11 protein-coding genes are annotated in these 14,859 nt (G+C 62.1%); 10 read left to right on the top strand and 1 reads right to left on the bottom strand.

Translation table 11 applies throughout. The features are described from left to right. Positions 1-902: 902 nt before the first annotated feature. Entirely contained in the window at positions 903-1,607 is a 705-nt protein-coding gene (locus tag QWJ46_RS27450) for a nitrogen fixation protein NifQ (RefSeq protein WP_004673813.1), read from the bottom strand. Between the two features lie 1,290 nt (positions 1,608-2,897). Between QWJ46_RS27450 and QWJ46_RS27445 the strand changes: the two genes are divergently transcribed. The 10 genes from QWJ46_RS27445 (at position 2,898) to fni (ending at position 14,836) form a co-directional block, all read left to right on the top strand. Further along, positions 2,898-3,335 carry a hypothetical protein gene (locus QWJ46_RS27445; RefSeq protein WP_004673815.1) on the top strand — a complete coding sequence of 146 codons (438 nt, stop codon included), beginning with the start codon at positions 2,898-2,900 and terminating at the stop codon, positions 3,333-3,335. Between the two features lie 64 nt (positions 3,336-3,399). After that, a complete protein-coding gene (locus QWJ46_RS27440) occupies positions 3,400-3,570 on the top strand; it encodes a CCE_0567 family metalloprotein (protein ID WP_004673816.1) in 171 nt (56 codons plus the stop codon). Positions 3,571-5,149: 1,579 nt separating this feature from the next. Then, positions 5,150-5,329 (top strand): hypothetical protein, encoded by a 180-nt coding sequence (locus QWJ46_RS27435; protein ID WP_004673817.1) that lies wholly within the window; start codon positions 5,150-5,152, stop codon positions 5,327-5,329. Positions 5,330-5,397: 68 nt separating this feature from the next. After that, positions 5,398-6,678, top strand: coding sequence for a cytochrome P450 (locus QWJ46_RS27430; RefSeq protein WP_004673818.1), 1,281 nt, complete (start codon positions 5,398-5,400; stop codon positions 6,676-6,678). A gap of 5 nt (positions 6,679-6,683) precedes the next feature. Beyond that, the gene (locus tag QWJ46_RS27425; RefSeq protein ID WP_004673819.1) at positions 6,684-8,285 is read left to right on the top strand and encodes a cytochrome P450; all 1,602 of its coding nucleotides are present in this window, start codon (positions 6,684-6,686) and stop codon (positions 8,283-8,285) included. Continuing rightward, positions 8,272-9,114, top strand: a complete 843-nt coding sequence (locus tag QWJ46_RS27420; RefSeq protein ID WP_018247209.1) for an SDR family oxidoreductase — start codon at positions 8,272-8,274, stop codon at positions 9,112-9,114. The genes QWJ46_RS27425 and QWJ46_RS27420 overlap by 14 nt, the downstream gene beginning before the upstream one ends. After that, a complete protein-coding gene (locus tag QWJ46_RS27415) occupies positions 9,114-10,457 on the top strand; it encodes a cytochrome P450 (RefSeq protein WP_018247208.1) in 1,344 nt (447 codons plus the stop codon). Before QWJ46_RS27420 ends, QWJ46_RS27415 begins: the two co-directional genes overlap by 1 nt. A 773-nt stretch (positions 10,458-11,230) precedes the next feature. Further along, the gene (locus tag QWJ46_RS27410; protein ID WP_018247207.1) at positions 11,231-12,784 is read left to right on the top strand and encodes a hypothetical protein; all 1,554 of its coding nucleotides are present in this window, start codon (positions 11,231-11,233) and stop codon (positions 12,782-12,784) included. Next, on the top strand, positions 12,781-13,683 hold the full coding sequence (locus QWJ46_RS27405) for a hypothetical protein (protein WP_004671966.1): 903 nt from the start codon (positions 12,781-12,783) through the stop codon (positions 13,681-13,683). The genes QWJ46_RS27410 and QWJ46_RS27405 overlap by 4 nt, the downstream gene beginning before the upstream one ends. Further along, the gene (gene fni / locus QWJ46_RS27400; protein WP_018247206.1) at positions 13,670-14,836 is read left to right on the top strand and encodes a type 2 isopentenyl-diphosphate Delta-isomerase; all 1,167 of its coding nucleotides are present in this window, start codon (positions 13,670-13,672) and stop codon (positions 14,834-14,836) included. Before QWJ46_RS27405 ends, fni begins: the two co-directional genes overlap by 14 nt. Positions 14,837-14,859 lie beyond the last annotated feature (23 nt).

Below are 14,859 nucleotides of genomic sequence, written 5' to 3'. Positions count from 1 at the left end.
ACGCAAATCTGACATATCGCCTTCCTTCTTTCGTTCCATCCATCGCTGAGTAAAAGGCAGGCAGCTCGCGCCGCCTCGCATGGCAATCTTCAAAACCCGTGCCATGTGGGCAGCAGCATATAAAACAGTTGTTTTGCTGATCTTCAGCTATTTAATTCCAAACTTTCGAAGGCGGGATCGACAAACTCTTGTCTCGAAACCGCCAAACTGGATGAAGCGGCTGCGAGGTCTTGTCGGTTGGAAATCGCTTGCGTCAAAGATCAACAAATCTCGTCCGTATCCTTACATCTCAGGCGAGGGACAGAAGTAGTGTGGCAAGTCGTAGAGCCAAACAGATCGGCACCGCATTGACGGCCAATCGGCTTCGCACCGCGCGTCGGAATTAAGGCCGGATGATCAGCAGAACGCATATGAAGGCACAGTAGAGATTGTCGCTTACAACAAGCTCGCTGTTATGCTGTCTCCACGAACAAATAGGAGGAATGCCGACAGCTTGGCAGCTGAAGTCTTGCAGGCCCGGATTGTTCCGCCATTGGCGAGATTGACAACGGAGCCGGTTTCGATCGTCAGCGGGCCAAATTCTGGAGGAAATGCTCGAAGGCTACAGCAAAGATCGTGAGCAAGCTATCAAGTTAAAGCGCTAGTCGCGGATGCTTTTTTCCGGCCGCACGCTCAGCTCCGACAAATTGTAGATCGCGTAGTCGAATATGGCGAAGAGCTTAAGGCAATTTTAGTAGGCGCTATAGAATGGACCGATGATCATTATCCGACGACGACATCACCGCTCATATTTAGGAAAGCGACATTTGCGCGTGCCCGCACAGTCGCAACATCGGGAGCAATAATCCCCCGTATCGGTTCAACGTCGCCGGACAAGCCCGCCAAGATTGCATCTGTGGCCTTTACGTTTTCAAGATCTCGTGCCCGACGAACTCTGCCGCTCCAGAAAGACTTCCGCTTTCCTCAGGGAGAAAGCATTCATTAAAATCGCCGCATTCCTTGCAGCTGGGAGCGCTACAAAGGGAAAAGCCTTCAGCTTCGCAAATCTTGCGGTAGAAATATTTTTTCCACCTCATGTTGCAGGTGTTGCCTGCCGCCAGCGCCGGAAAATGCGCGAACAGCAATCTCCTAAGTTCGGCTTTGTCATGCAAGCCGAGATCCCGCCAGAGGTGGTCTTCACGCATGGAACGTCGCGCAATGATCTTAGCAAAACGCACGCCCTCAGGGTCGCCTGGCCGCACATGCGCTAGGAGCATGTCGCGCAACAGTTGCTCCTCCGCATCAGGCACGCAATCACTCGCCTCTTGCAGGGCAAAGGCGCGGATAAGCCTTGCTGGGAAACTGCGGGTTGTATCCCGCAGCTCCCTAAGCGAAAGGCCGGTTGCCTCGGTCGCGGTGGCAATCCCCATCTCAATTTCTTCAAGTGCGCGCGAAAAAAAGCGGAAGAGCACATAGTCATCAAATAACTTGAGACCCATCTGGCATGGTCGGCTGAAATAGAGTGTTTGGCAATCGTCGCAGTGGTCGACGGCTAGGCCGGTTTGACGTGCGGCGTCCACAGTTGGTACCGCTACCGTCAAGACCCCGATGTGATGCACATTTGGCATGCGCTTCGTCGCTTTCTCCAATAATCGAATTCAGTTGGCTGCTTTGGTCCCCGGAAGGCGAACATTCAAAGGTTGTGCCAACTTGAGCAAGTGACAATTGAAGCCGGCTTTTCAATCACTCGATCGCCTGTGCAGCGGGAGGCGATCCCGCCTCCCGCTGTCGTCAAACGGACAAACGCAGGCTTTCAATCTGCGGCGCCGATTGAGCAGTCTGAGTGCGGCAATCTGAGGGAAGATCGAAGATCAACTGCTGCGCAACGACGCCTTAGCCGTCGATGAGAGTTATCATATGTCTCTTCGATAGTCCTCAGAGTAGTTGGAGACCGGGCCTGTTCGCCACACTCCGAGGGCCGCCGCCATAGCGAGCAACATGGCGGCGGCAGTATCTCTCCGGGATACGCAATAAAATCTGCCGCTTCCTATCTATTGCATTTTTTACGTTTCTCCGCTGACGTCGCGATCACCTTGTTTGGTTAGACGCTTTGATCATGCACCAAGGTCGCTAATCAGGAAAAATAGATTGATTGGATGCCGTCATCCGCGTTTTGAATAGCACTAAAAACGCGGCACCAAAAACGCCTGGGGACCGAGCGCGAACTCGCGACCGCGGCACTCAGCACACTTTAAGTAAGCCAACAGTGAGCGCGGCTGTTGCCCCGGTTGCGCTAGCCAAATGTCGTGATGCTCGGATGGAACTTGCCGATTGCAAATTTTCTTTCTGCTTCAGCGTCGCAAGGGGTGCCTTGATAGAAGCTCCACTCGTCAGCTTCTCGCGTCTGCAGCATGGGAGATGATTTCCAATTCTGCCGGGGTATTCGTACAGCGTACAGCTCTCGTCAAACTTGGAACACGCACCCGTTTGCATAGCCTGCCCAAGGTCGGGATCCCGTTCCGCAAATTTGGGACAAATGTCGAGCCATACGAGCGGCGACGCCGATGGCCGCCACGTTCGATTGCTGAACTCGCCTTAGTCCACTGCGCGGCTGCTGGTATGGTCCAACATCGTCGCGTACATGTTTGGCGCGGAATTGGTATGGGGGCGCGCCGGAATAAAACCACGCGTATTCAAATATCTAAATAAAGTCAACGATATGGGCGACATTGGAGCGACACGTCCGGAGCGTGACTTGAATTGAACCGAACCGAATTGGCGCAGGACCATTTACACAGCACGCTGAATCTGCATATTGCCGCGCGTTGTCGCTATCCCGAGTTGATGCACGAGTCGCTTTCGCTCCCGTCAAAAGCAGCTGGGCACGGGCTCTTTTCAAGAATTTAGAAGGCAAGGATATGGAAAATTTTGTGTATCTGTTGGAGCCGGAAAGTGCGATCTTTCGCGCCGCTGAGCTCCCTGATCGCAACAGCATTGCATCGATCTCCGGTTTAATTGGCAGTGATCTTATTCAGATGATCCGCTTCGACGACATGCACTCGCTATTTGTTGGGGAAGAAGCTTTGCGAGTTGGGTTAACCGCCTTCACGATCTTTGACGGGTACCCGATCCCTCTTGCCGGGCAGATAGCGCTTTTGGGAGGCGACGGTAGTAAACCTTATCGTTCACCGTCAATAACGATGACGGAAGCCGCGCGACGTTTTGAATGTTGCCGGCCGGTGCTTGATCCTGTGTTTGCTCCGATGGACCGAGTGGCGAACAAGGGCCTCATCGTTGCGGGCGCACTGGAAAGCCTGCAAGTGCGTATTGATCGCCGCTCCCCGGTGCTCCTATGAGCGCAATGACGAATGATAGGATCCAGGTCGCGCCGATTCGCTCAGAGTCCGCGAGTGTGCCGACATGGGCTGGAGAAACGGAAAGCTGACGCCTCAAAGCGGCGTTCACTACGTTGCCGAAGGCCTCCCGTTCAACTGGACAAAGGTCAACACTGAAGGGCGGAAGACGTTCAGTGCATTTGCCGAGTTGGAAGCCGCGAAGGAAAAAGTCGCCATTTTGGCGTGTTCGCGCTGACCCGGCTTTTGGCAACCTATGGCACCAGCTGAATGCCGAAGTAGTTGATCGCTGTCGACGGCGCAACCCGCTTTGCATGCAGACGCTGTTTCAACGCCTGCTCTCGGCGAAGTCATGCACGTTCATAGCGTAGACGAACCGGGCGAAATCATCGGCGTCGACGCAGTTGAAACATTGGACGAACGAACGGGAGCAAGACCTTGCCCTTTAGAACCTTTTTTTGCATCCTGCTGCTGGTCACGTGCACCAGCGCTGTTTCGGCCTACGCCGCCTCGCTTTCCATCTTCAAAGCGTTCGCCGTAACCTTAGCGGCTTCGGTTTTCCTTCAGGTCGTTTATTTCTTGAGCCTGCTATTTATGTCCTTCCGGCCCACGCGCGAGAGCGACAGATCGATACATTCAGGAACTCGGCAGGCAGACCAGCCACAAAAACGTGATCGCGATAAAACAGAGCAGTCCAACGTCCCCAAGCTTGACCCAAGGCGTAAACGGCGCACCCCTTAGCGGTGTAGGTATTGACCGAATTCATCAGGCGTAAGCTCAATTCGATGTCATGGAACTATTCAACAACCTCCAGCAACCGAGGACCGCTTTTTTCACCACGGTGCGGCGGTCCATGAGATGCTGCATTGGTCTCCCGATTGCTTCATCTTCGGCATGGATCGGGCATCGTCTGGTTTAGAAGGTCTCCGACTAAGGCGACTGCTGCCGACCGCCGCTTCTGATTAGATGACATGTTTCCGGAAGAGAACATGCCTCGAAATTTGATCGTTTCCCGTTGCCTTTTAGACCTACGCCGATCGAGAAGCTCGACCGTCTCGGTAAGCGCGGGGGTGGAAACATTGAGAACAACGTCAACGAGATGACTGCAAGCTCGGAACTTGCATCTGGCGGAAATAAGCTCCGCAAACTTTATTACCGGAGGGTCGAGGCGGGTCCAGTCAGATTTGCCCAAAGCCGGCGCTTTTAACGCGGCGGCGCAGTCGACGACGTTCCCGCCCATGGGACGAAAACTGGCGGGGCAACTTCGACGTCGAAGATGGCGCGGATTGTTGCACGAAAGCTCGCCTCGGGGCATCCCATGCAGGTCGCCGACTGTCGGACGCAGACCGGCGTTAGATCAGGCTTTTGTCAGACATGTACTCCGCGGTTGTCGGCATTGAGACTGAATGGCGGGAGCTTGACACTACGCGCTGCTACGAAATGCCTGCTGAGCCCACGAATTCACTTCGGCACGCGATTTGCTCTGGTCACGGTATGTCGCCAATCGCAGCGCGATGGTCTTCGGGCGGCGCGTCGCTGTTCGCGTCTCGTGAGGTCCGATGGTTTGCTGTGGCAATGATAGTGGCTCGGTTGTGCGCCGGGAAAATGTGAGGAGTGTTGGATGCGATCTAGAGTTCTTCGTTTGCGAGCCACACACGTCGCGAGCGGTACAGCCAAAGCGGCGGACCTTGAGCCAGGCGGGAAACCGGGCGTGTGGGACTGGTTTGGAAGTTATGTTTGCGGACGGGTCGGTGGGCGGGTGGGGTCGAACCTGCTGCGCGAATTCCTACGGTCGGCCGACCTATGGCGTTACCGACATGTTCGATTTCAACCGGCTGCAAAACCCGCACCTGCCCCTCGGCCAGGGGCCGCATCTGTGCGTGGGCGCTGCGCTGGCGCGCCTGAAATTGGGACGTGCCTTCCCCCCGCCGTTCGTGCGGCCGGAGGATCTGGCGCTGGCAATCGCCAAGGAGGACGTCGTCTACACGCTGTCTTAACTCATTTGCTGCCCGCAGTCCGCCCGTCATCTTCCGCCCCTTCCGGGCTTAAAGAGTGAAGCGTCACCATGTCCGAACAATCCTTGCCGACGCTGCCGATGTGGCGGGTCGATCACATCGAGCCCTCGCCCGAGATGTTGGCGCTACGCGCCAAGGGTCCGATCCACCGCGTGCGCCTTCCGTCCGGGCACGAATGCTGGTGGGTGACAGGCTATGACGAGGCCAAGGCGGTGCTGTCTGACGCGGCATTCCGGCCCGCGGGAATGCCTCCGGCGGATTTCACCCCAGATTCGGTCATTCTCGGTTCGCCGGGATGGCTGGTCTCGCACGAAGGGGACGAGCATGCTCGGTTACGCACGATCGTGGCGCCGGCCTTCAGCAACAGCAGGGTGAAGCTGCTTACGCAGCAGGTCGAGGCGATCACCGTGCAGTTGTTCGATACGCTGGCGGTTCAGCCCCAGCCCGCGGACTTGCGACGCCATCTCTCCTTTCCGCTTCCGGCCAAGGTAATCAGCGCGCTGATGGGCGTGCCCTTCGAGGAACACGCCTTTTTCGCAGGGCTCTCCGACGAGGTGATGACGCACCAGCATGAAAGCGGCCCGCGCAGCGCGTCCGGCCTGGCCTGGGAAGAGCTCCGCGCCTACATCCACGGCAAAATACGGGGCAAGCGACAGGATCCGGGCGATAACCTGCTGACGGATCTGCTAGCCGCGGTCGACCAGGGCAAAGCGACCGAGGAAGAGGCGATCGGCCTCGCGGCGGGCGTGCTGGTGGCGGGGCACGAGAGCACCGTCGCGCAGATCGAATTCGGCCTGCTGGCCATGTTTCGCCATCCGCAACAGCGCGAACGCCTGGTCCGCGATCCTTCCCTGGTGGACAAGGCGGTGGAAGAAATACTGCGCATGTATTCGCCTGGCGCGGGGTGGGACGGCATCATGCGCTATCCCCGGACCGACGTTAACATCGCGGGCGTGCATATACCCGCGGAGAGCAAAGTACTGGTCGGCCTGCCGGCGACCTCGTTTGATCCGCGCCATTTCAAAGACCCGGAAGTCTTCGACATCGGACGCGACGCAAATCCCCACCTGGCGTTCTCCTACGGGCAGCACAATTGCATCGGGGCGGCGCTGGCGAGGCTGGAACTGAAGGCCATATTCGGTTCGATCTTCCAGCGCTTTCCCGCGTTGCGCCTGGCCGTGGCGCCCGAAGAACTGAAGTTGCGCAAGGAGATCATTACCGGCGGGTTCGAGGAGATGCCGGTGCTCTGGTGCGGACGCCCCCCGGCATCGCAATCTTCTCATTTGGCGGCGCCTGGCGCGCACCGGTCAGATCAGCCACTCGACAGGTAATCAAGATGGACGTGCAAGACACCACGGCAGCATGCCACGACGCCTTCGCCGAGCTGGCGTCGCCAGCATGCATCCAAGACCCGTACCCGTTCATGCGGTGGTTGCGAGAGCACGATCCGGTGCACCGCGCGGCGTCGGGCCTCTTTCTGTTGAGCCGCCACGCCGACATCTACTGGGCGTTCAAGGCTACGGGCGATGCGTTTCGGGGGCCGGCGCCATCCGAACTGGCGCGCTATTTCCCGCGTGCGGCGAGCAGCCTGTCGCTCAATCTGCTGGCGTCTACGCTAGCCATGAAGGAACCACCGACGCATACGCGTTTGCGCCGGCTGATTTCGCGCGATTTCACCGTGGGCCAGATCGACAACCTGCGGCCGAGCATCGCGCGCATCGTCGCAGCTCGCCTGGATGGCATGGCGCCCGCACTGGAGCGAGGAGAGGCGGTGGACCTGCATCGGGAATTCGCACTGGCCTTGCCCATGCTTGTCTTCGCTGAATTGTTCGGCATGCCCCAAGACGACGTTTTCGAGCTCTCAGCGATCGTCAGCGCCATTCTAGAAGGCCTGAGCCCGCACGCCAGCGATCCACACCTCGCCGCGGCGGACGTGGCCAGCGCCAGGGTGAAGGCCTATTTCGGCGACCTCATACTGCGCAAGCGCGCCGATCCCCGCCGCGACATCGTGTCGACACTGGTCGGCGCACACACCGACGACGCCGATACGCTCTCGGACGCGGAGTTGATCAGCATGCTGTGGGGCATGTTGCTGGGCGGCTTCGCCACCACTGCTGCGACTATCGACCATGCGGTGCTGGCGATGCTGGCCTACCCCGAGGAGCGGCACTGGCTGCAGGGAGACGCCGCAGGGGTGGAGGCATTTGTAGAAGAAGTACTGCGCTGCGAGGCGCCGGCCATGTTCAGCTCCATTCCGCGTATCGCCCAGCGCGACATCGAACTGCATGGCGTGGTGATCCCGAAGGACGCGGACGTGCGCGTGCTGATCGCGGCCGGCAATCGCGACCCGGACGCTTTCGCTGATCCCGACCGCTTCGATCCGGTGCGGTTCTACGGCACCAGGCCTGGCATGTCGAGCGACGGAAAGATTATGCTGAGCTTCGGCCACGGCATCCACTTCTGCCTAGGTGCTCAACTCGCCAGGGTGCAACTGGCCGAGAGCCTGCCGCAGATCCAGGCTCGCTTCCCCACGTTGGCCTTGGCCGAGCAGCCGACCCGGGAGCCCTCAGCGTTCCTTAGGACGTTCCGCGCGCTGCCGGTGCGGCTGCACGCGCAGGCGGCGGCTGAGGTTCGCGTCGTGGTCGACCAGGACCTGTGCGGAACCACTGGTCAGTGCGTGTTGACGCTGCCGGGCACCTTTCGTCAGCGGGAGCCGGACGGCGTGGCGGAAGTGTGCATGGCGACGGTCCCGCAGGCGCTGCACGCCGCCGTGCGCCTAGCAGCCAGCCAGTGCCCGGTCGCGGCCATTCGGGTGATCGAAAGCGAAGCCGGCGATGACCATTGCACCAACCCCGGCCCTACGCCCTCTCCGGCAGACGCTGAGCGACATGCAGCGAAAGACCTACGCAATCCAGGAGAACATGATGGAACGATTTAAAGGCAAGGTGGCCGTGGTGACCGGCGCCGGCGCCGGGATCGGCAAGGCATGCGCCCTCGCCATCGCGCGCGAGGGCGGCAGAGTGGTGGTGGCCGACATTGATGGCCCCGCTGCCATCGCCTGCACCGCACAGATCGCAGCCGAAGCGGGCCAAGCGCTGGCCGTGGCCATGGACATCGCAGATGCGCAGGCGGTGGCAGAGCTGTTCAAAACGGCGAAGCGGCGCTTCGGTGGGGTCGACGTGCTTGTGAACAATGCGAGCGCCATGCATTTGACTCCGCACGACCGCGCGATCCTCGACCTGGACGTGGCGGTCTGGGACCAGACCATGGCGACCAATTTGCGCGGCACGCTCCTTTGCTGCCGGCAGGCCATCCCACAAATGATCGGCCGTGGTGGTGGCGCGATCGTGAACATGTCATCGTGCCAAGGGCTCAGCGGCGACACCGCACTGACGTCATACGCCGCGTCGAAGGCCGCAATGAACATGCTGTCGGCCTCGCTTGCCACCCAATACGGACACGCGAAGATCCGCTGCAACGCGGTTGCGCCAGGTCTTGTCATGACTGAACGTCTCTTCGCCAAGCTGGACGAGTGCATGCAACGGCATCTACACCGGCACCAGCTCCTGCCGCACGTCGGCCGCCCCGAGGACGTAGCCGCGCTGGTCGCGTTCCTGCTCTCGGAGGAGGCTGCGTTCATCACCGGCCAGGTGGTGTGCATCGACGGCGGCATGTTGGCGCATGTTCCAACCTACGCCGACGGTGGCAACAGCGCGGCTCGGCCGGCCGGTGACGCCGCCGAAGCAACCGCAGCGTCGCATTGGTGATGGACATGCTGCTCAACCCGCTGAACCGCTGGCGCCGGCTACGGGACGACATCCCGGTCATGCCTGGCGCTTTCCCCCTGGTCGGGCATCTCCCCGCCATCGTCTGCGATCTGCCGCGCCTGCTGCGGCGCGCGGAAAGGACCCTAGGCAGCCACTTCTGGCTGGACTTCGGCCCGGCCGGACACCTGATGACATGCCTGGATCCAGATGCGCTCGCATTGCTCCGGCACAAGGAAGTGTCCTCGGCACTGATCGAAGAGATGGCGCCCGACATCCTTGGCGGAACGTTGGTCACTTTGGACGGTAGCGCGCACCGGCAGGCGCGCGATGGGATAAAAGCGGCGTTTCTGCCGAGGGGTCTGACCGAGGCCGGCATTGGCGAGCTGTTCGAACCAATTATTAGGGCTCAGGTCAAGGCGTGGCGCGACCGCGGTGAAGTCGCTATCCTGCCAGACACACGCAACCTGATGCTCAAACTCACCTTCAGTCTCATGGGCATCCCCGCTCAAGACCTGTCGGAGTGGCATCGCAAGTACCGGCAACTGCTGCAATTGATGGTCGCGCCCCCGATCGACCTGCCGGGGATGCCCTTGCGACGCGGCCGCGCCGCCCGCGATTGGATCGACGCGCAGTCGCGCCAGTTCATCCGGGACGCGCGCGCGCGCGCCGCGCGCACCGGGTTGATCAACGACATGGTGAGCGCCTTCGATTGCAGCGATGGCGCGCTCTCCGATGACGTCCTGGTCGCCAATATCCGCTTGCTGCTGCTTGCCGGCCACGAGACCTCCGCCTCGACGATAGCCTGGATGGTGATCGAGCTGGCGCAGCATCCAGAGCTGTGGGACGCCCTGGTCGAAGAGGCGCAACGCGTGGGCGCGGTGCCGACCGGGCACGAGGACCTGGCGCAATGTCCGGTCGCAGAGGCGCTGTTTCGGGAGACGCTACGAATGCATCCGGCTTCCTCGCTCGTACCGCGTCGCGCGATGCAGGAACTACAACTCGGCCAGCGGCGCATTCCTGCGGGCACTCATTTATGCATCCCACTACTGCATTTCTCGACCTCGCCGCTGCTGCACGAAGCGCCCGATCAGTTCCGTCTGGGGCGGTGGCTGCAACGCACGGAGCCGATCCGGCCGGTGGACATGCTGCAGTTCGGTGCCGGCCCACACGTCTGCATGGGCTATCACCTTGTATGGCTGGAGCTGGTGCAGTTCAGCATCGCCTTGGCATTGACCATGCAGGAGGCCGGGGTGCGGCCGCGATTGATGAGCGGCGTCGAAAAAGGCCGGCGCTATTACCCGACCGCACATCCGTCCATGACAGTCCGCATCGGATTCTCATGAGCTGGGATCCTCTGCCCCGTGTCAAGAGGCAGCGGCGAAGACGATGGGCGGCATTGCTGCATTCGGCGCGCGCGCGCGGTGCGACGCCGGCAGCACCGCGGCGGCTCGCCGCTCGCCGCGGCATTCTCTGTCAGGTAGAAGGAGATGAACAACATGCAGAAGGGTTCCACGCTAAACGACGACCGAACTGGCGTTTCCCCGTTCGGCGGATCGGGCGCGCAGGCGTGCGGCGGATTGTTGGTGCGCGCGTCCATAGGCATGGGCGCGCTATGCGCCGTCGCGGAGGATGCCGCGCGTTACGCTGTACCGCGCACTGGATCGCTATCGCGCCTGTTTCGGCCTTGTATTGTAGGTGGTCGAGGATGACATGCCAGCGGATGACGCGACGCTGGGCAAGCCGCCGGCAAGCATGCGGCGGAGAAGAAAGCAACCGGCGTGCCGATCACGAAGCTGCATGCAGCGCCCCAGTCAGTGCCGGGCCTATGGCCAGAGGCCGAGGAAGCCATCACCTCGATGCGCCCGCGTGCGGAGCGGTTGGCGCAGGCCGTGCAGCGGGCCAAAAGGGTATCTGTTCAAGCACGCGCCGTGCGCATTGGCGCCGGTCCGCACGGAGGCGCCGCCGTACCGCTGCGATCGGCCGGCGGCACCGCTAGATGCTACATTGTGTTCGATTCCACGGCGCAGATCGGAGCGGTTGCCCACCGCGGACCGCCGCCAGCATAGGTGCGCTTCGCCGCGCTTCTCGTCAACTGCCTGCAGAGGGAACATCCCGCATGAGTGCGCTGTCCGAACAGATCCTTTCTGAATTGCGCCACTTGCTGAACGAGACGCGCGATGGCGGCAGCGTGAGTCCGTCCGTTTACGACACGGCGCGCGTTTTGCAGTTCAGCGGCAACGTCACCGGTCGGCAGAACGGATACGCGTGGCTCATGGCGCAGCAACAGGCCGATGGCGGATGGGGAAGTGCTGACTTCCCACTGTTCCGCCATGTACCCACGTGCGCGGCGTTGCTTGCATTGCGGCGTGCCGATTCTCTTCCCGGCGCTGCGGACGCAGTTCAGGCTGCAACGCGGTTCCTCGAGCGCCAGCCGGATCCCTACGCGGATGCGGTGCCGGAAGACGCGCCGGTAGGCGCGGAGCTGATCCTGCCGCAGATCTCCGGCGAGGCCACATCCTTGGTGGGCGACGTGGTGTTTCCGCGCTACCCGGCGCTGTTGCCGTTGCGGCAAGCGTGCCTGGTTAAGTTGGGGACGGTGGGACCGCTGCCGAGCGGCCATCCGTTGTTGCACTCCTGGGAAGCCTGGGGGACGTCGCCGACCACGGCATGCCTGGACGACGACGGCAGCATCGGCATCAGCCCGGCGGCAACCGCCGCGTGGCGTGCGCACGCCCTCACACAGGCGAGCGCGCCACAGGTCGAGCGTGCCGACAGGTATCTTCAGGCCGCATCGCGCGCGGCGCGCAGCGGCATCGAAGGTGTCGTTCCCAGCGTCTGGCCGATCAACGTGTTCGAGCCATGCTGGTCGCTGTACACTCTGCATCTGGCCGGGTTGTTTTCGCATCCCGCGCTCGCCGAGGCGGTGCGCGTGATCGTCGCGCAGCTCGATGCCTGTCTGGGCGTGCGCGGTCTGGGTCCGGCCTTGCACTTCGCGGCCGATGCGGACGACACTGCTGTTGCGTTGTGCATCCTGCGCCTAGCAGGACGCAACCCGGCTGCCGACGCGTTGCGCCACTTCGAAATCGGCGGGCTGTTCGTTACCTTCCCCGGCGAGCGCAATGCCTCGGTGTCGACCAACATCCACGCCCTGCATGCGTTCAGACTGTTGGGAAAGCCCACCGCCGGTACCAGCGCTTACCTTGAGGCCAATCGCAACGCGGACGGTCTATGGGACAATGACAAATGGCATGTTTCGTGGCTGTATCCCACCGCGCATGCAATCGCTGCGCTCGCGCAAGGCGCGCCCCAGTGGCGCGACGAGCGCGCGCTGGCGGCGCTGTTGCAGGCGCAGCGCGATGACGGCGGCTGGGGCGCGGGTCGCGCGTCAACATTTGAGGAAACCGCCTATGCGCTGTTCGCGTTGCACGTGATGGATGGGCGCGAAGAGCCGACAGGGCGCGCCCGCATCGCGCTGGCGGTCGCGCACGCGCTGGAGTGGATGCTCGCTCGCCATGAGGCGCATGAATTGCCGCAGACGCCGCTGTGGATCGGCAAGGAATTGTATTGCCCGACCCGGGTCGTGCGCGTGATCGAACTCGCCGGCTTGTGGCTGGCTCTTCGTTGGGGGCGGCGCATCCCGACCGAGGGAGCAGGAGGAATAGCGCAATGATCCCGACCGAAAGCGCGCTGCAGCAAGTACTGGAGTGGGGGCGTTCCCTGACCGGATTCGCCGACGAGCATGCCGTAGAAGCAGTTAGGGGCGGACAGTACATCCTGCAGTGTATCCAACCGAGCTTGCACGATATCAGCGCCCGCACCGGCCGAGATCCGCAGGACGAAAAGCTGATCGTGGCGTTTTATTGCGAGTTGGCGCTACTGTTTTGGCTCGACGATTGCAACGACCTTGGCCTGATCGCGCCGGAGCAGCTGGCCGCGGTGGAGCAGGCGCTGGGGCAGGGCGTGCCATGCGCGGTCCCCGGTTTCGAGGGCTGCGCTGTGCTGCGCGCTTCCCTGGCCGCGCTCGCCTACGATAGGCGCGACTATACTGAGCTTCTAAACGATACCCGGTGCTACTGCGCGGCGCTGCGCGCCGGACACGCGCAGGCGGCGGGGGCTGAACGCTGGTCGTACGCCGAATACTTGCACAATTCCATCGATTCGATCGCCTACGCGAACGTGTTCTGTTGCCTGTCGTTGCTATGGGGGCTGGACATGGCGACCCTGCGCGCGCGTCCGGCGTTTCGCCAGGTGCTGCGGCTCATCTCCACGATAGGGCGCCTGCAGAACGATCTGCATGGATGCGCCAAGGATAGGGCGGCGGGAGAAGCCGACAACGCTGCCATCCTGCTCCTGCAGCGTTATCCGGCTATGCCTGTGGAGGATTTCCTCAACGACGAGCTGGTCGGCCATGCGCGCATGCTGCACCGAGTGATGGTGAAAGAACGCTTTCCTGCACCATGGGGACCGTTAATCGAGGCCATGGCGGTCATTCGCGCGAAGTACTACCAGACCTCGATCAGCCGCTACGGCAACGATGCGGCGGGGGGAGGCCAGCGTGCGCCGGCGTGAACGCGCGGGAGGCGGCGGCGTGCGCGCGGCGCCCTCGGTCCGATCCGACGCAACGCCAACGCCCAATACGGCGGATCGAGCGAGCGGGTGCGACGACGCCCTGACCCGGCGCAAGGACGACCATCTGGACCTCGTGCTGGATCGGCGAACGGCGCCAGCCACGGTCGCTGCCGGCTGGGAGCAAATCCGGTTCGAACACTGCGCACTGCCCGAGCTGGACCTGACGCAGATCGAACTGCGCACATCGCTGTTAGGCAAGCCCATGCGTGCGCCGCTGCTGATCAGTTCCATGACCGGCGGAATGCCACGCGCAGAGGCCATCAATCGGCACCTGAGCGAGGCGGCGCAAGCCTTGGGGATCGCCATGTGCGTCGGTTCGCAGCGCGTGAGCCTGCAATCGCGCAATTCCCAGGGGCTGACGCGCGCCCTACGCCGCCTGGCGCCTGACATTCCCTTGCTGGCCAATATCGGCGCTGCGCAACTGCGCGAGGCCGACGGCCTTGATCTGGCGCGCCGGGCTGTCGATGCGCTGGAGGCTGATGGGCTGATCGTCCATCTCAATCCGCTGCAGGAAGTGCTACAGCCGGATGGCGACCGCGACTGGCACGGCGTACTGGCGCAGGTGGCTCGCGCCGCGCGTAGCGTGGGCGTGCCGATCGTGGCCAAAGAAGTCGGGTGGGGCCTGTCCGCCTCGGTGGCCTGCGCGCTCGTCGAGGCGGGTGTTGAGGTGATTGATGTCGCCGGAGCCGGCGGCACCAGTTGGGCCGCGGTGGAGGGCGAGCGCGCCCGCGATGCCGCCGGCCGTGCAGTGGCGATGGCGTTTGCCGATTGGGGGATCCCGACACCGGCCAGCTTGCAGGCGGTCCGTCGGGCACTGCCAACGGTGAAGCTTATCGCGTCCGGCGGGATCCGCGACGGCGTCGACGTGGCCAAGGCCATTCGCCTCGGAGCGGACATTGCCGGGCAGGCAGCCGGCGTGCTGCCGGCGGCTACGGTATCGACCGAAGCGGTCGTTGCGCATTTCGAGGTCGTCATCCGCCAGTTGGCCGTCGCCTGCTTTTGCACCGGCTCACCTGATCTGGCGACGTTGCGCCAGGCGCGCTTGTTGCCCTCCGCGCACTTGTTGCCCTCCGCGCATCCGCCAGTCGGATGATGCCGGCGTCGCCCGCTCTGTCG

Origin of the sequence: Rhizobium sp. CBN3, assembly GCF_030518245.1 — a bacterium.
Taxonomy (GTDB): domain Bacteria; phylum Pseudomonadota; class Alphaproteobacteria; order Rhizobiales; family Rhizobiaceae; genus Rhizobium; species Rhizobium aethiopicum_A.
Note: the sequence above shows the minus strand (reverse complement) of the source record. Positions and strands in the feature narration are given on the sequence as shown.

Bases quoted from the DNA above. Each gene is read 5' to 3' on its own strand.
- QWJ46_RS27445 (WP_004673815.1), top strand. From the start codon at position 2,898: ATGGAAAATTTTGTGTATCTGTTGGAGCCGGAAAGTGCGATCTTTCGC.
- QWJ46_RS27440 (WP_004673816.1), top strand. From the start codon at position 3,400: ATGGGCTGGAGAAACGGAAAGCTGACGCCTCAAAGCGGCGTTCACTAC.
- QWJ46_RS27435 (WP_004673817.1), top strand. From the start codon at position 5,150: ATGTTCGATTTCAACCGGCTGCAAAACCCGCACCTGCCCCTCGGCCAG.
- QWJ46_RS27425 (WP_004673819.1), top strand. From the start codon at position 6,684: ATGGACGTGCAAGACACCACGGCAGCATGCCACGACGCCTTCGCCGAG.
- QWJ46_RS27420 (WP_018247209.1), top strand. From the start codon at position 8,272: ATGGAACGATTTAAAGGCAAGGTGGCCGTGGTGACCGGCGCCGGCGCC.
- QWJ46_RS27405 (WP_004671966.1), top strand. From the start codon at position 12,781: ATGATCCCGACCGAAAGCGCGCTGCAGCAAGTACTGGAGTGGGGGCGT.
- QWJ46_RS27410 (WP_018247207.1), top strand. From the start codon at position 11,231: ATGAGTGCGCTGTCCGAACAGATCCTTTCTGAATTGCGCCACTTGCTG.
- QWJ46_RS27415 (WP_018247208.1), top strand. From the start codon at position 9,114: ATGGACATGCTGCTCAACCCGCTGAACCGCTGGCGCCGGCTACGGGAC.
- QWJ46_RS27450 (WP_004673813.1), bottom strand. From the start codon at position 1,607: ATGCCAAATGTGCATCACATCGGGGTCTTGACGGTAGCGGTACCAACT.
- QWJ46_RS27430 (WP_004673818.1), top strand. From the start codon at position 5,398: ATGTCCGAACAATCCTTGCCGACGCTGCCGATGTGGCGGGTCGATCAC.